The organism is Gracilibacillus xinjiangensis, from assembly GCF_042651765.1.
Taxonomy (GTDB): domain Bacteria; phylum Bacillota; class Bacilli; order Bacillales; family Amphibacillaceae; genus Gracilibacillus; species Gracilibacillus xinjiangensis.
Genome location: NZ_JBHSDT010000003.1, coordinates 21,651 through 36,309 on the forward strand (window position 1 = coordinate 21,651; position 14,659 = coordinate 36,309).

Annotated in this window: 17 protein-coding genes; 2 read left to right on the top strand and 15 right to left on the bottom strand. The window is 36.4% G+C overall.

Features of this window, described 5'->3' with window-relative positions; all coding sequences use genetic code 11:
• Window positions 1-10: 10 nt before the first annotated feature.
• The 12 genes from ACFOY7_RS03080 to ACFOY7_RS03135 all read right to left on the bottom strand — a co-directional run bounded on the left by ACFOY7_RS03080 (window position 11) and on the right by ACFOY7_RS03135 (window position 10,107).
• The gene (locus tag ACFOY7_RS03080; RefSeq protein WP_390249271.1) at window positions 11-1,420 is read right to left on the bottom strand and encodes a hypothetical protein; all 1,410 of its coding nucleotides are present in this window, start codon (window positions 1,418-1,420) and stop codon (window positions 11-13) included.
• The gene (locus ACFOY7_RS03085; protein ID WP_390249273.1) at window positions 1,417-1,695 is read right to left on the bottom strand and encodes an AAA family ATPase; all 279 of its coding nucleotides are present in this window, start codon (window positions 1,693-1,695) and stop codon (window positions 1,417-1,419) included. Before ACFOY7_RS03085 ends, ACFOY7_RS03080 begins: the two co-directional genes overlap by 4 nt.
• Window positions 1,655-2,095, bottom strand: coding sequence for an ATP-binding cassette domain-containing protein (locus tag ACFOY7_RS03090; RefSeq protein WP_390249275.1), 441 nt, complete (start codon window positions 2,093-2,095; stop codon window positions 1,655-1,657). The genes ACFOY7_RS03085 and ACFOY7_RS03090 overlap by 41 nt, the downstream gene beginning before the upstream one ends.
• A 95-nt stretch (window positions 2,096-2,190) precedes the next feature.
• Entirely contained in the window at window positions 2,191-2,511 is a 321-nt protein-coding gene (locus tag ACFOY7_RS03095; RefSeq protein ID WP_390249277.1) for a thioredoxin family protein, read from the bottom strand.
• 71 nt (window positions 2,512-2,582) lie between these two features.
• On the bottom strand, window positions 2,583-3,395 hold the full coding sequence (locus ACFOY7_RS03100; RefSeq protein ID WP_390249280.1) for a DUF368 domain-containing protein: 813 nt from the start codon (window positions 3,393-3,395) through the stop codon (window positions 2,583-2,585).
• A gap of 16 nt (window positions 3,396-3,411) precedes the next feature.
• On the bottom strand, window positions 3,412-4,662 hold the full coding sequence (locus ACFOY7_RS03105; RefSeq protein ID WP_390249282.1) for a CapA family protein: 1,251 nt from the start codon (window positions 4,660-4,662) through the stop codon (window positions 3,412-3,414).
• Between the two features lie 176 nt (window positions 4,663-4,838).
• Entirely contained in the window at window positions 4,839-5,480 is a 642-nt protein-coding gene (locus ACFOY7_RS03110; protein WP_390249283.1) for a hypothetical protein, read from the bottom strand.
• A gap of 76 nt (window positions 5,481-5,556) precedes the next feature.
• The gene (locus ACFOY7_RS03115) at window positions 5,557-5,754 is read right to left on the bottom strand and encodes a DUF3951 domain-containing protein (protein ID WP_390249285.1); all 198 of its coding nucleotides are present in this window, start codon (window positions 5,752-5,754) and stop codon (window positions 5,557-5,559) included.
• Window positions 5,755-5,775: 21 nt separating this feature from the next.
• Window positions 5,776-6,054, bottom strand: a complete 279-nt coding sequence (locus ACFOY7_RS03120; protein WP_390249286.1) for a YkvA family protein — start codon at window positions 6,052-6,054, stop codon at window positions 5,776-5,778.
• Between the two features lie 109 nt (window positions 6,055-6,163).
• On the bottom strand, window positions 6,164-7,993 hold the full coding sequence (gene typA, locus ACFOY7_RS03125; RefSeq protein ID WP_390249288.1) for a translational GTPase TypA: 1,830 nt from the start codon (window positions 7,991-7,993) through the stop codon (window positions 6,164-6,166).
• An 81-nt stretch (window positions 7,994-8,074) separates the two neighbouring features.
• Window positions 8,075-9,418, bottom strand: coding sequence for a sensor histidine kinase (locus tag ACFOY7_RS03130; protein ID WP_390249290.1), 1,344 nt, complete (start codon window positions 9,416-9,418; stop codon window positions 8,075-8,077).
• Complete coding sequence (locus ACFOY7_RS03135) at window positions 9,415-10,107, bottom strand: response regulator transcription factor (protein WP_390249292.1); 693 nt, start codon at window positions 10,105-10,107, stop codon at window positions 9,415-9,417. The genes ACFOY7_RS03130 and ACFOY7_RS03135 overlap by 4 nt, the downstream gene beginning before the upstream one ends.
• 188 nt (window positions 10,108-10,295) lie before the next feature.
• Between ACFOY7_RS03135 and ACFOY7_RS03140 the strand changes: the two genes are divergently transcribed.
• Window positions 10,296-11,546 (top strand): S1C family serine protease, encoded by a 1,251-nt coding sequence (locus tag ACFOY7_RS03140; protein ID WP_390249294.1) that lies wholly within the window; start codon window positions 10,296-10,298, stop codon window positions 11,544-11,546.
• Window positions 11,547-11,696: 150 nt separating this feature from the next.
• Here the strand turns inward: ACFOY7_RS03140 and ACFOY7_RS03145 are convergent, their stop codons facing one another.
• Window positions 11,697-12,035, bottom strand: coding sequence for a TraR/DksA C4-type zinc finger protein (locus ACFOY7_RS03145; RefSeq protein WP_390249296.1), 339 nt, complete (start codon window positions 12,033-12,035; stop codon window positions 11,697-11,699).
• Between the two features lie 106 nt (window positions 12,036-12,141).
• On the opposite strand from ACFOY7_RS03145, the gene ACFOY7_RS03150 reads away from it, so the two are divergent.
• Window positions 12,142-13,011 carry an NAD(P)-dependent oxidoreductase gene (locus ACFOY7_RS03150; protein WP_390249298.1) on the top strand — a complete coding sequence of 290 codons (870 nt, stop codon included), beginning with the start codon at window positions 12,142-12,144 and terminating at the stop codon, window positions 13,009-13,011.
• A gap of 35 nt (window positions 13,012-13,046) precedes the next feature.
• On the opposite strand, the gene ACFOY7_RS03155 is transcribed toward ACFOY7_RS03150, so the two are convergent.
• Both ACFOY7_RS03155 and ACFOY7_RS03160 read right to left on the bottom strand, forming a co-directional pair.
• Window positions 13,047-13,373, bottom strand: a complete 327-nt coding sequence (locus tag ACFOY7_RS03155) for a YolD-like family protein (protein ID WP_390249300.1) — start codon at window positions 13,371-13,373, stop codon at window positions 13,047-13,049.
• On the bottom strand, window positions 13,366-14,619 hold the full coding sequence (locus tag ACFOY7_RS03160; protein ID WP_390249302.1) for a Y-family DNA polymerase: 1,254 nt from the start codon (window positions 14,617-14,619) through the stop codon (window positions 13,366-13,368). The genes ACFOY7_RS03155 and ACFOY7_RS03160 overlap by 8 nt, the downstream gene beginning before the upstream one ends.
• Window positions 14,620-14,659 lie beyond the last annotated feature (40 nt).

The following is a 14,659-nucleotide window of genomic DNA, read 5'->3' on the forward strand; positions in this document are numbered from 1 at the left end:
TGCCGTCAATCTAAGTTTTTACATATTTTGCTTTTTTAATATAAAATAAATAAATTATTAAGAATACTATATAAACTGATGCAAATGGGGTAATAAAGCTACCTAAAATTGTTAAGTAGCTTAAAGGCCCGATTAACCGTGTGCTTAAGGGGGGAGTGTACCATTTTTGATTTATTTTATTTACGGAAATATTCAAATCGAGATTCAACAATACATATGCTGTAAGGAAATAGTGTACTAACCGAATGAAAGTCAATGCATTGAATCCTTCCTGATATAGTAATATACAAATCAGGATTATCCCTAAAAGACCCTGCAATGGATAGATCCAATATAAAAATGCTCTTTTGATCACATCCATATTCCAAGGTATACTGTGAATAATTTTCTGTTTAAACCCTGCATGAAAGTAACTAACTGTAATTTTATTAAAAGCAAATATGGCAATAATTATTGAAAAACATTGAAGCCATTCCGTTTGAAAACTTAAAACAACTAAACATACGATAATTGTTATCATTGCCCGAATGAAATGTTCCTTTTCCTCTGAAAGGCTTACCTTCCACAACTTCCTGAATATAACTGTACCGTGCTGATAAGAGAACGGCTTCTTCTCTTTTGCTGAACGGAACAATTGCTGCAATAACGGCTTCTTAACAGGTTTTATATCCATCCCGCTCATTCGATTTACAAAGAACATATTCCATACTTTTGTATCATTTACTTCAATTACACGCATCCAGTCAACTTTTGTTAAATGGTTTTTCCATAACCACAAATTAAAGACAATTAATATTATTATCGTTGTGGAAATGAAATATTCCGGGACGAAAATGGCGGATAACAAGAAGTGGATAAGTGCAAAACATATCATTCCAACAACAAACACGATCACTTTTCTCCATGGGTTCGCTTGAAAAAGATACCACTGTGGCAATATTAATAGCAGGGTGACAACCATGGCAATACTTATCCACTTGAAGAGAATTAAAGTTGAGATTGGTGTTAATAATAAAATCGATAGAAAAATAAATATATACAGGAAAACATTTTTGGCAATGGATTCAATAAATGTAACGAACCATACATGCTTCTTTATATAAGGTAATGTTGTCATTTTATATTCTGCACTGGTAAACAATATGCCAGGATGGAAGAAAGATGAAATGATTGCCCGCATAAATAACCCGACAATTAATATCGGCATGTATGGTTCAATTATAGTTTCCCATTCAAATACCCATTGCTGTAATTTTTTTAGTTCATCATAGATAATAAATAATCCTATAAAAACAAAGCAACTAAGATAGATAGAAATGGTTCGGTCAAGTGCAACACCAAAAGCTAGTTTATAGAGTTGTTGTTTCTTTCTTCTTCGACTTTTTCGAATAAACCGAACAAGCTGTAAGGTTCTTCTCAATCGGTTGACCTCCTTGTTAGTTCCTCGAAATTATTCATATGTCCTTGCTCGGTAAGTTCCCCTTTATGCAACATTATATAATTGTCAGCAAACATACCTATTCGATCTAGCTGATGGGAGGTAAGCAGGATGCTTGTCCCTTTTTTCGCCTTACTCATTATTAGTTTTTCTAGGTCATCTGCAGCATGGACATCTAATCCCATAAACGGCTCATCGATTAACAATAAAGCAACATCAGGTAATAAAGCACAAATTGTTTGAACTTTTTGTCTCATCCCTTTGGATAATGATTCTGGATATTCGTGTAACTAACAGGTTTATCAGATGTTCTACTTTTTCATTTAACTCCTTTTCAGAAATACCATAGCTTTGACCATATAATTGAAAATGCTGCATTGCTGTTAATTCTGATAATAAAAATGGTTCTTCCGGTATGTATGCAATCTGTTTTTTATAGGCTAAAAATGATTCGTCCTGATTAATTCCATTAATAGCGATATTTCCTTTATTCTTTTCCAGCCAGCCCATTATTGTCTTCATAATTGTTGATTTACCTGCACCGTTATGACCTATTAATGCGACAATTTGACCTTTTTCTATGGAGAAACTGACATCTTTTAAAATCGGATTTTTCCCTATATCTACACAAACATCTTCAAATTGTAATGTGAGCATAAGATCCCCCCTCCTACTCATCATACGTATAAGACAATCAAAAAGTTTCCTTCATTACTTAAAAAGACTGCCTCTGTTGAGACAGTCTTTTTTGATTAGCCTAATTGTTGTTGTAAGAATTCCAGTACGTCGTCCGGTGTTTTCGTATAGGCACTGTGGCGATGAGCGATTTTTTCCCCATTTTGAAAAATTAGTAAACTCGGGATACCCATTACTTCGAATTTCTGTGCCAAACCTTCGATTTCATCACTATTAACTTCATACCAGTCGTAGCTATTATATTGTTCTAAGATATCTCCAATAAACATATCCATCCGCTTACAATCAGGACACCAATCAGCATAGAATTTTATAATAACAGGTTTATCTGATTTGATTATTTCATTAAATTGTTCTTCTGTCTTTATTGCTTCCATAATTACATACCCCTTTACTCCGATATGATCAAAATTTATCATTGTTTTTGAGATTAAGCAAATTTTCTGTTTTAGCGGTATTCTACTCTTCCAAGTAAATAAGCAAATAGTAATCCACCTGCAAAAGTAATAATACTAACGATCGTTTCTAACACATCTACTGGCCAGCCAGGAAAAATTACAAAAACGGAACCAATTACCATTCCAATAACAAAAGCGTAAGTGACAAATGGGAACTGTTTTAACAAGTAATGGATCAGCTTACTCATTATGAGAATACCTGATAATATGCCTACTCCAACAGTCATGATAACAGAAATGTCCAGATTCTTAATTGCACTAATGATTGTTGTATAGGACCCAATCACGTAAAGCAAAAATGATCCACTGATTCCCGGCAAGATCATTGCAGCACTTGCGACAAAGCCAGAACCTAATATCCATAAATACGTCATTGACGTAAATTCTGAAACAGGTTCCGGTTCACCTGTTTGGAAAAAAGCCATAGAACCGACAATTGCTATCCCTATTAAAATAAATACATAATGATTCACTTTAAAATTTGCCTTTGCATTTGATTGGTTAAACAAAAATGGCAAAACACCAATAATTAAACCAAGAAAAGCGAATTGAGTCGGTCTTGGATGGTGTTCAAATAACCATTCAATCAAACCAGCTAACACAAATACAGCTGTTAAAATCCCTACTCCTAATGGGATCAGGAATAACAAATGCTTCTTATATTCTTTACTAAATAATCCGTTTATGGATTCAATTAATCGATCATATATCCCTAATACGACTGCTATTGTACCACCACTTACACCTGGTACTACATCACTAGCTCCCATAATCATTCCCCGATAAATATTTTTCCATTCCATAAAATGAAATTCTCCTCTACTTTTTTATAACTCTTAATTCTGGTAACCACCTTGTCATATGTTTTTCTATTTCAGTAAAGCAGTTGCTATTACTAGCTACCTGCTTGTCTGTTACTTCACTAAGCGGTATTACTGAAAAATTCATCATCCTGCCATCTTTTAAGCTATAATCAACGAATGTTGGTAGAAACGAAGGACTATGTACTTGAATGGTTTCATGATTTTTTGTAACTTGTTTTGTAATCTCGAACTGAAATATCCCGCCAATTCTACGATAAAGCTCATCCTGCCCTGATAAGAAATTACCTAATGAATAAGCAACTAATGTATGACCACCGTTATTCCCATCCACCCATTCAATCGGTTGCAGTACATGCGGGTGATGACCGATAACAACATCAACACCAATGTCTGCGGCAAACTGTGCTAATTCTTTTTGTATGCTATTTGGAAAGCGCTCATACTCATCTCCAAAGTGATAGCTCACTATGACTGCATCTGCGAGAGTTTGTGCTTTTACTACCTCTTCCTCTAATTGTTTACGATCTATCGTGTTGACTAAATATTCTTTTCCTTCAGGTATAGTAATTCCGTTTGTCCCGTAAGTATAACTCAAAAAGGCAACCGAGATCTGTGCATCTGTTTCGATCACTCGTATTCTTTCTTGATCTTTCTTACTCTTAAAGCTTCCTGTGTATTCCAAACCAATCTTCTCATAATAACTTATCGCATTTCGAATAGCAACTTCGCCACGATCTAATGTATGGTTGTTCGCCATTGTTACAAGATCTATTCCAACTTCTTTTAGATTGTCTGCTAAATCGTAGGGGCTATTGAACCTTGGATAGCTGGACAGACCAATGGCAGATCCTCCTGTAATTGTTTCTTGATTAGCTATTGTAATCTCAGGTCTTTCCAGATAGTTTTGTACTTTTTCAAACATTGGCAAGAAATTATAACCATCAGCTGTTTTTGCAGTATTATATACCCTGTCATGAATCAATAAATCTCCTATCGCTGCAACACTAATTGTTTTTACTTCACTTGTTAGCGACTCCACTAAAGCACTTGTCTGATTCTTTTCCGTAAGTACGGACAGTTTTAATGAAAGATTCCTTCCCTCAGGGACCTGACCTGAACAGCCTAAAATAAATAATACGAACAGGCAGCCAATTAATCGCGGGATACGCACAGTTGTCATACCCTTTCCATTATCAAATTCGAAAAATCTATTATATTTTACCATAATTGTATTATTTTTTTTCAAAAAAGATGAAGTAGTTTTGCCATTTACTTCGTCAGTAAGATTAGAGAAACATTAGAGGAAAGCAATGCGTCGTGAGATTTAATAGGATGAAACCTTTTTATATGTGAATCGTATGAAGAGTACCCCTTTTTTTATAAATAGATTTAGTTATGCAAGTATAGGAATGTGAAGATTGCCTATACTTGTTTTTCTAAATCAAATTGCTGAACAACATGTTTGACCAATGCATTAAGCGGGTTGCCAATATCTTTCCCTGACAGGTTCACTGCCTCCACCATGGACAATTGCGCAACAGAAATCAAGTCAGTATTGTTGTCATTACCTATGTAATCAAGAATTAGTTGATTATAAGCATCGGATTGTCCATTCATTAGTAGATCAAAGCTGTTCTCTATTAACCATGCATTAATATTAATCGATTTCTTTTGTTTAGCTGCATATGTATAGAGTCGATTCATTGTTCCAGTAATTGTTGCTGGATTAGTAAATAATAATATTTGTCGTTCTGACTTTCGGCAAACTTGTTCAAAAAATGGCTCATCTATTTTTATAATGGGAACCCGTGAGGCAAAAGACAGTTCGTCTAATAATGCAATATAATTCGTACAGGTTATTAATGTCGCATCAATGTCACAGGACGAGATCCAATTCAACTGCTCTTTCACTTTAACTGCAATATCATCTGTTGAGTTAGGAGTGAGATGATACATTAGCCCAGGGTCAACAAAGTGCACCAGTTCTATTTTGAAAGGCGCCAGTGCATGCTCTATGTAGTTTATATTAGAGTGATGGGCATGGAGACATCCAATCCTTTTCATAAAAAAACTTCCTTTCTGTATTCGTTGCTTCTTAGAAATAAGGCACCTTACCATTCACATTGCTATCCTTCATACTTTACTTCTTTGTCCCTTGGTCCTCATCTTCTGCTATTACTTCCTGTTCCTCATGGAATTCAATTTCTGTTTGTCCGGTTATTTCTTCGAAAGGGGTATAAAATGGGGTAACGTTCCTCTTTTGTATAAACACTTTATAGAATCCAATTAGCACTAATATTATAAAAATAAAAGAAAAACTAAGCATCAAAACTTGCATAAACCTACCTCCTTTTTCATGTTATTTTAAATCTATCTCATACTTATGTCTAATGGATGACGGAGCCATCTTGACAATCTGCTGTAATATGATTGCAGCTAACATAATATCATCGAAAATACCAAAGAACAGTAAGAAATCCGGGATCAGGTCAAAAGGGAAAATGGCATAGGCAGCAATTAATAAAATAGATGCTAATTTCTTTGTTAATGCTACTTCTTTTGATAAGAAAAAATCTTTAAAAAATGGGATCGATTTACGAAATGTAAATATAAACTTAACTCTTCGCCACAATCGCATATGCTCCCCCTCATTTCTTCCAATATAGATTCTTCCTATTCCCATTCCCTGTAGAATATAGAAAAAACCAGCAAAGTTTCTCATCTTTGCTGGTTTATTAATACGAATATTAATTTGGTTTCTTCTTCGCTGCTTTTTCACGTTCGTTTTTATTTAATATTTTTTTACGAAGACGAATTGTTTCTGGTGTTACTTCACAATATTCATCATCATTTAAATACTGAATCGCTTCTTCCAGTGACATTTTACGTGTTTTACGAATAGTAGATGTTTGATCTTTATTTGCAGATCGAACGTTTGTTAAGTGTTTTTCTTTCGTAATATTAACCGTTAAGTCATTCTCGCGATTATGTTCCCCAACGATCATTCCAGCATATACTTCTGTACCTGGATCAACAAAGATGATACCACGATCTTCTAAGTTCATAATACCATAAGTGGAAGCTTTCCCATTTTCTAATGAAACAAGTACACCTTCGCGTCTTCCACCAACTTGCCCTTTAACAAATGGAGCATATTCTTCAAACGTATGGTTGATGATACCATACCCTCTTGTTTGTGTCATAAATTCTGTTGCATATCCAATCAACCCACGAGAAGGGACTTTGAATTCCATTCTTACTTGTCCATTTCCATGGTTAACCATATCAATCATCTCACCTTTACGCGCACCAAGTGATTCCATAACAGGGCCCGTATAATCTTCAGGAACATCGATCTGGACGCGTTCAACCGGTTCACATTTCACACCATCGATTTCTTTAATGATAACTTCAGGTTTGGATAACTGAATTTCATATCCTTCACGTCGCATATTTTCAACAAGAATGGAAAGGTGTAACTCCCCGCGCCCTGAAACGACCCAGGCATCAGGAGAATTAGTTGGATCCACACGTAAACTTACATCTGTTTCTAATTGAGATAATAAACGCTCTTCAATTTTACGAGAAGTGATATGTTTACCTTCTCTACCCGCAAACGGACTGTTATTAACAACAAAAGTCATTTGAAGTGTTGGTTCATCAATACGTAAAATTGGCAATGCTTCCTGATGTTCTGTTGGACAAACTGTTTCTCCAACGTTAATGTCCTCCATACCAGCAACAGCTATAATGTCTCCAGCTTGCGCTTCCTGGATTTCCACACGTTTCAGACCAATAAAGCCAAACAGTTTGGAAACACGGAAATTTTTCACAGAACCATCCGTTTTCATTAACGAAACTTGCTGACCTACTTTAATCGTTCCTCTGAAAACTCGTCCAACACCAATACGGCCTAAGTAGTCATTATAATCAAGTAATGTTACTTGGAATTGCAATGGCTCTTCTTTGTTATCAACAGGTGCAGGAATATTCTCCGTAATTGTTTCAAAAATCGGATCCATTGTTTCTTCTTGCGTGTCAGGTTCATAGCTTGATGTACCATTTAATGCAGAAGCATAAACAACCGGGAACTCTAACTGATCATCATCTGCACCTAATTCAATAAATAAATCAAGTACTTCATCGATTACTTCTCCTGGACGTGCATTTGGGCGGTCAATTTTATTTAAAACAACGACAGGACGTAATTTTTGCTCTAACGCCTTTTTCAATACAAACCTTGTTTGAGGCATACAACCTTCATATGCATCAACAACTAAAAGTACACCATCTACCATTTTCATGATACGTTCAACTTCTCCACCAAAGTCAGCGTGCCCTGGTGTATCTAAGATGTTGATATGCTTATCTTTATAGTTAATCGCTGTATTCTTCGCTAAAATAGTAATACCGCGTTCTTTCTCAATATCATTCGAATCCATCGCTCGTTCATCAACTTGTTCATTGTCACGGAATGTTCCTGATTGATGAAGTAACTGGTCAACTAATGTCGTTTTACCGTGGTCAACGTGGGCAATAATCGCAATATTGCGGATATCTTCTCTCAATTGCGTCATGTTTATATTCTCTCCTTAATTAAAGACGTTCATTGTTTAACAACTTATTAATTATATCATAAGTGTGCCCCAATAATATAGCTATTTCTCATTTTTAACAAACAGTATACAAAAAACAGCTCCTCCATCTGGATGATTCCTAGCATTAATCGTTCCACCAGAGTGTTCGACAATCGCGCGGGCTATCGCTAAACCTAGACCTGTTTCTCCACTTTCACCCTTTACAAAACGGTGGAATAACTTGTTAAGCAGTTCTTCTTCAATGCCATCTCCATCATCTTTTACCTCTATACTAATTTTTTTATTTTTCTCATGGACCATTATTTCTACTTTGGAAGAGGCATGCCTAATTGCATTTGTTACAATATTCATAACAGCTTGGAGCATTTTATCATAATCAAAAGTTAGCGTATGATCTTCTAATGTTTTTAATTCAATTTCTACACCTTTTTCATTGGCTATTGGAATAGCCCTTGCCATTACTTGATCGAAAAACTCTTTTATTTCAATTTTTTCATCCTCATATATATTTGCTTCACTATCTAGCTTTGCCAATAGAATAATTTCATTAATTATTTTTTTCAATCGGTTAATTTCTTCTACCATTACATTCAATCCACGATCCGCGTCTTCGCCTTCAAAAATACCATCACGAATTCCTTCTGCATAGCCTTGTATTGTCATTAAGGGTGTTTTCAACTCATGACTAGCATTTTGGAAAAACTGCCGCTGGGATTGAATGAAATTATTTAACTCGTTAGCCATTTCGACAACACTTTTTTCAACTTCTTTAATTTCACCTGTTGCCTTAATTTCTCCCATCTGGTCAAATTCCCTGCGCTCAATTTTCTTTAATTGATAGCGTAATTTAGTAAGTGGTGTAACAAGCTTCATTGTTAAATAATGACTTAACAATACAGCCACCGCAATCCCTATCAGGAAAGTTAACAAAAGCCGGTCAAACAAGCTTTGTCTTACTTCTTGTAAATCATCTAATGGTGTTAGCAGGACTAAATGCTGTGTGGAAAATGCTGAATATATTGGCAGAATCGATACAACGTACTTTTCATTACCTGCCTGCCATAATGGCTGATTAGAGTCATTCATATCATATTGGTCAATCCAGCTTTCCAATGTCTCAATATCTATAGATGTAAATATTATTTGGTCGGAAGTTTCATCATATGCAAAAACCTGCAAATTATATTCCTTTAACATTTCCAGTAACCGCTGGGCATTATAAGTACTATTCAAATTTTCAGATAAAATAAAATTTACTATAAGTTTCCCTTTATCTTCTAACTGACGCTGTTCATCTTTAATTAGCATTTGGAGCATTTGGGAGTAAATTGTAATACCTGAAATCGTCATAATAATAACAAGTAATGTTGTAAAAGCGACCGTTAATTGGTACTGTAATTTCATGATTCACCCTCATCAATGTGTAACCGATAGCCATATCCCCAAACTGTTTCGACCGGGAGTCCATCAAGCTTTTTCCTTAATCGTTTGACCAAGTCATCAACCGCTCGGTCACTTCCAAAATAATCGTCACCCCAAATAATTGTGAGCAATTCCTCTCTCGAAAAAGCTCGATTTGGCTGTTTCGTAAAAATCTCGAGCATATCAAATTCCTTTGTTGTCACATCAATTTCTTCATTTCTCCAAAAAACCTGTCTTGCAGCTTGGTCCAATTTCAATTGATTAATTTCCAGCACACTTTGTTTCACATTATTCACCATTGGCTTTGCCTCAGCCCTTTTAAATAGGCGTTTTACACGTGCCACCAACTCTCTTGGGCTAAACGGTTTGGTTAAATAATCGTCACTTCCAAGTTCTAATCCAAGAATTTTGTCTACTTCTTCATCTTTTGCCGAAATAATAATTATGGGGACTTCACTTATCTGCCTAATCTTCTTACATAATTCATAACCATCCATCCCTGGCAACATAATATCCAGGATCCACATATCTGGTTGTTCGTTTTGTGCTTTTTCCCAAGCATCTTCTGCCCGCTCTGTCATCGTGACATGATACCCTTCTTTTTTCAAATATGCTTGAACAATATCACGGATATTCGGATCGTCTTCTACTAGGTAAATATGCTGGTTCATCTATAGAAAGCCACCTTTCTTCATTACATTTACACTTATTTTCGCATAACTTTCTCAAAAAATTAAGCAGGGTGTGAAATAAATGTAAACTTACACAAATTTTCTACAATTATCCCATTATTGTTCCGCAAGTAATGACTACAATAATAGATGAAAAATAACAAACAACTGAAAGGATGGGGACATAAATGTATGAAGAACATGAAAAGCAATCATATCCTAATGGCAATGGACAGAATGAATCAAATAAGAAAGATAAAAATCTTGGCGGGATGCTTTTAAGCGGGCTTGCCGGCGGGTTAGTTGTTGCATTATTTAGTGGAGGGATTTTCTTATCTGTTTTAGATAATGAGGAGCAAACAGCTGGCACAGAACAGGTAACGGGTGAAACCACCAATGAAACAGACCAATCAAATGAAGACGTTATCCCTACAACTAATGTAGCCAATGATAATACAGAGGTAAATTCTCTAAGTGAAGCAATCAGTAATGTATCTGATGCTGTTGTTGGTATTTCTAACATTCAACAAGTGAACTTATGGGAAGAATCTGATGCTGCTGGGACGGGATCAGGTGTTGTGTATAAAAAAGAAGGTGACTATGCTTATGTTGTAACAAACAATCACGTGGTGGAAGGCGCTCAAGATGTGGAAGTTATTTTAACAAATGGTGAGCATGTGGAAGCGCAGGTATTAGGCACAGATGCATTAACAGATTTAGCTGTACTGCGTATTCCAAGCGATCAGGTTACAACTGTTGCTCCTCTAGGAACCTCTGCGGATTTAACTGTAGGTGATACAGCGATCGCGATTGGTAACCCGCTAGGCACAGAGTTTGCTGGTTCTGTTACTCGAGGGATTATCAGTGGACTGGATCGTGCGGTTGACGTTGATTTAAATCGTGATGGTATGGCAGATTGGACCACAGAAGTTATTCAAACAGATGCTGCTATTAACCCAGGTAATAGTGGTGGTGCATTGATTAATACAAATGGTGAGGTAGTAGGAATTAACTCAATGAAGATAGCATTAGAATCTGTCGAAGGGATCGGGTTTGCTATCCCGATTGATGATGCCAAACCAATTATTGAACAGTTAGAAACCGGCAAAGAAGTTCAACGACCGTTTATTGGTATAAGTGCGGTAAACTTAGAAACAGTTCCGGCAAGACACAAGCAAGAGACATTACAATTAGATGAAACAGTTGAAAACGGAATTGTTATTGCTGATGTAGAAGTTAGTTCCCCAGCTGATAGTGCAGGACTGCAACGATATGATGTGATCACAAAAATTAATGATCACGAGATTAAATCAATGCTTGAACTTAAAACATATTTATACCGCGAAACAAATATTGGCGATAAAGTAACTGTTACTTTTTATCGTGATGGTAAAGAACAAACAACTACATTAACACTTAGTGAGCAAAGTGGAATATAATTTAAATCCATTCGTAGTTGGTTGAATGAGTTTTTCCCCTATCAGAATTAGTTTGATAGAAGTTATATAGAAAAGGACGATTCCATAGCCCATGTTGATTTATGGAATCGTCCTTTTTCAACTATATAAGCGTCCACTGTAACGCTGTCTTTATGCATGTTGAACACAATATCGTGTTGTAGGTATTGTTAGTAATCGTTCTTCCTCAATCTCTTTCCCGCATACTATGCACAAATGATATGTTCCATCATCCACTGCCTCTAATGCCCTGTTTATCTCTTCTAATTCCTGCTCTCGATTTCTTTCCAATGCTATATCTCGTTCTCTTTCATATAATTCTGTTCCTAAGTCAGCTGGATGGTTGTTAAAAGTGGTTAATTCCCCAATTTCTTCATCCAGCGCTAACGCTGCCTCTTCATTTTTTTGTATAATTTCCTGTTTTCTTTCCTCAAGCATATTTCTACATTGATCAATTGTTGCTTTATCCATTTTGTCGCCCTCCTTTATGAACTCTATTCCCATTTAGGTAGAAATAAAACAAAATGACACCTTCCTTTATTTCTGCTAAAGTAGGTAGAAAAAGGAGGGTTGCCTTATGTCAAAAACAATTGGGTTTATTGGGACTGGTGTAATGGGCCGAAGCATGGCACAGAATTTAATCAATCATGGTCATGAAGTTCATGTTTATACAAGAACGAAAGAAAAGGCCGCGGATTTATTGAATAATGGAGCGATTTGGGCAGAAAGTATTGCTGAGTTAGCGAAAAAAGCAGAGATGATTATTACAATTGTTGGTTATCCAAGTGATGTTGAAAAGGTTTACCTTGGGAAGAACGGAATCATTGAAAATGCACAGTCAGGTAGTTATTTAATTGATATGACAACATCTGATCCGCTGCTTGCTGAAAAAATTCACCAAATCGCAAAGGGTAAACAACTTCATGCATTGGATGCTCCTGTCTCCGGAGGTGATATTGGCGCAAGAAATGGGAAACTTTCCATAATGGTCGGAGCAGCAGACGAAGCCTTTCATGCAGTCCTCCCTGTTTTAGAATGTATGGGGGAAAATATTGTTCATCAAGGTCCTGCCGGTGCGGGGCAACATACAAAAATGGCCAATCAGATAACCATTGCCTCCAATATGATCGGAGTTTCAGAAGCAATAACTTATGCAAAAAAAGCAGGATTAGACCCTGTGCGTGTACTTAAAAGTATTACCTCCGGTGCTGCGGGAAGCTGGTCATTAAGTAATTTAGCTCCACGGATGATTAAGCAAGACTATGCTCCAGGGTTTTATGTAAAACATTTTATAAAAGACATGAAAATTGCTCTTCAATCTGCTAAGAACATGGGATTAAACACACCTGGTTTGGACTTGTCGTTAAAGTTGTATGAAGAATTAGCGGAAAACGGTGAAGAAGATAGTGGTACACAAGCACTTATTAAATGGTTTGAGCAAGAGTGATATGGGCGCACCTATCATCAGGATAGGTGCTCTCACTAACCTTCCACTGTCAAAATATTTTCCAATGGTATGGTGATACGCTCTGATTCCATATTCTCCACTCTGATTGACTGATTATAACGATCAATCCGAACAATGGCACAATGATCGGTTTTATAGTAACTCTCATTGTAGTATTTGATTTTCACCCTTTTATTTAAAACAAAAGCCTCTACGAGGATTTGTGCATTTTCCTCCAATTGCTGTTCATCGATATTTTTCTTTGCTTCTACTTCGTCTTCTTGCCACATGTCTCTTAATATTTTCACATGTTCCGGTAACATAAGGGACGCCCACTTAATACTCCCTCTATCACTATGCATAATGTCCACCTATCTTTTTACTTCGTTCTAAAGTAATTCCTTGTTCTGTATAACTGCTTGCTCTTAAGATTGCTGTTGGTCCATATTTCTCACGAATTGCGTCCATCACATAACCAATATTATTTTTTCGTTGGTCTTCAAATAATGACAATTGGATGCCAACATCTCTGCTTAAATTCGTTAAAGCGACAGATGCTCGCCTTATCTCACTTTGTCCATCATAAAAGGTATGAAATAATTGCATACAAACCTGATGCATGGACATTGTTATATTCGTCGGTGCATCAATCGACATTGAGCGACTAAATCCCCCACCTGTTTCTTGAGAATAACCGATCGATAAATGTATCGTCCGGCCATACATTTGATCTTTTCGCGCTCGTCTGCAAGCTTCTTCACATAATTCTAATAATACTGTTGGAATTTCCGACCCTTTGTAGTTTCTTAACAATGTTATCCCATGTCCGTAGCCTTTTTGTTCTGATTTTGTAAAATCACCCTCTACGGGACTTAAGTCAATTCCCCACGCATGCCAATATAGCTGCTCACCAATCACACCAAACCGCTTCTTTAGTTGTTCTAATGGATGATTAGCAAGCTGACCTAACGAAAATATCCCCATTCGATTTAGATGCTTTCTCAATCGGCTCCCTATTCCCCAAATTTTCCCTATTTCAACTGGCCACAGCAATCTTTCTATATCTTCATAACGACATTCTGCTATTCCGTTTGCTGCCTTTTTCGCATGAATATCCATGACTACTTTTGCCAAAAATTTATTTTCACCTATTCCTATAGCTGACGGGATGCCAAATTGGTCCAATATTCTTTGCTGGATCAATTCAGCAGCATCGGTCGCAGAGCCATATAATTTTTCTGTACCATCTAATGTAACCCATAATTCATCAACCGAATAAACATGAATCGCTTCTTTTGGCACGATTGTTGTAATCATTTTAGTGATCGCTAAACTTACATTTAAATACCTTTCCATTCTTGCTGGAGCAATAATAATTCCAGGGTCATCCGGCAATTCAAAAAAACGACTCACATTACTAACACGATAGGTTTTCTTCAATGCTGGTGATGCGGCTAATACGATACTGCCTGATCGATTCGGATCTCCAACAACTGCAAGCATTGTTTTGATTGGATCCATTCCTCTATCTACACATTCGACGCTTGCATAGAAAGATCGCATATCAATACAAAGTACATTATGCCTGGGATACATTGAATAATCCATGTTATACACTCCTCATAAGAACGTTTGTTCTAATTATACC

Bases quoted from the DNA above. Each gene is read 5' to 3' on its own strand.
- ACFOY7_RS03120 (WP_390249286.1), bottom strand. From the start codon at position 6,054: ATGCGATTGTGGCGAAGAGTTAAGTTTATATTTACATTTCGTAAATCG.
- ACFOY7_RS03130 (WP_390249290.1), bottom strand. From the start codon at position 9,418: ATGAAATTACAGTACCAATTAACGGTCGCTTTTACAACATTACTTGTT.
- ACFOY7_RS03135 (WP_390249292.1), bottom strand. From the start codon at position 10,107: ATGAACCAGCATATTTACCTAGTAGAAGACGATCCGAATATCCGTGAT.
- ACFOY7_RS03095 (WP_390249277.1), bottom strand. From the start codon at position 2,511: ATGGAAGCAATAAAGACAGAAGAACAATTTAATGAAATAATCAAATCA.
- ACFOY7_RS03160 (WP_390249302.1), bottom strand. From the start codon at position 14,619: ATGGATTATTCAATGTATCCCAGGCATAATGTACTTTGTATTGATATG.
- ACFOY7_RS03100 (WP_390249280.1), bottom strand. From the start codon at position 3,395: ATGGAATGGAAAAATATTTATCGGGGAATGATTATGGGAGCTAGTGAT.
- ACFOY7_RS03150 (WP_390249298.1), top strand. From the start codon at position 12,142: ATGTCAAAAACAATTGGGTTTATTGGGACTGGTGTAATGGGCCGAAGC.
- ACFOY7_RS03110 (WP_390249283.1), bottom strand. From the start codon at position 5,480: ATGAAAAGGATTGGATGTCTCCATGCCCATCACTCTAATATAAACTAC.
- ACFOY7_RS03085 (WP_390249273.1), bottom strand. From the start codon at position 1,695: ATGAGACAAAAAGTTCAAACAATTTGTGCTTTATTACCTGATGTTGCT.
- ACFOY7_RS03145 (WP_390249296.1), bottom strand. From the start codon at position 12,035: ATGGATAAAGCAACAATTGATCAATGTAGAAATATGCTTGAGGAAAGA.
- ACFOY7_RS03155 (WP_390249300.1), bottom strand. From the start codon at position 13,373: ATGCATAGTGATAGAGGGAGTATTAAGTGGGCGTCCCTTATGTTACCG.
- typA (WP_390249288.1), bottom strand. From the start codon at position 7,993: ATGACGCAATTGAGAGAAGATATCCGCAATATTGCGATTATTGCCCAC.
- ACFOY7_RS03140 (WP_390249294.1), top strand. From the start codon at position 10,296: ATGTATGAAGAACATGAAAAGCAATCATATCCTAATGGCAATGGACAG.
- ACFOY7_RS03090 (WP_390249275.1), bottom strand. From the start codon at position 2,095: ATGCTCACATTACAATTTGAAGATGTTTGTGTAGATATAGGGAAAAAT.
- ACFOY7_RS03115 (WP_390249285.1), bottom strand. From the start codon at position 5,754: ATGCAAGTTTTGATGCTTAGTTTTTCTTTTATTTTTATAATATTAGTG.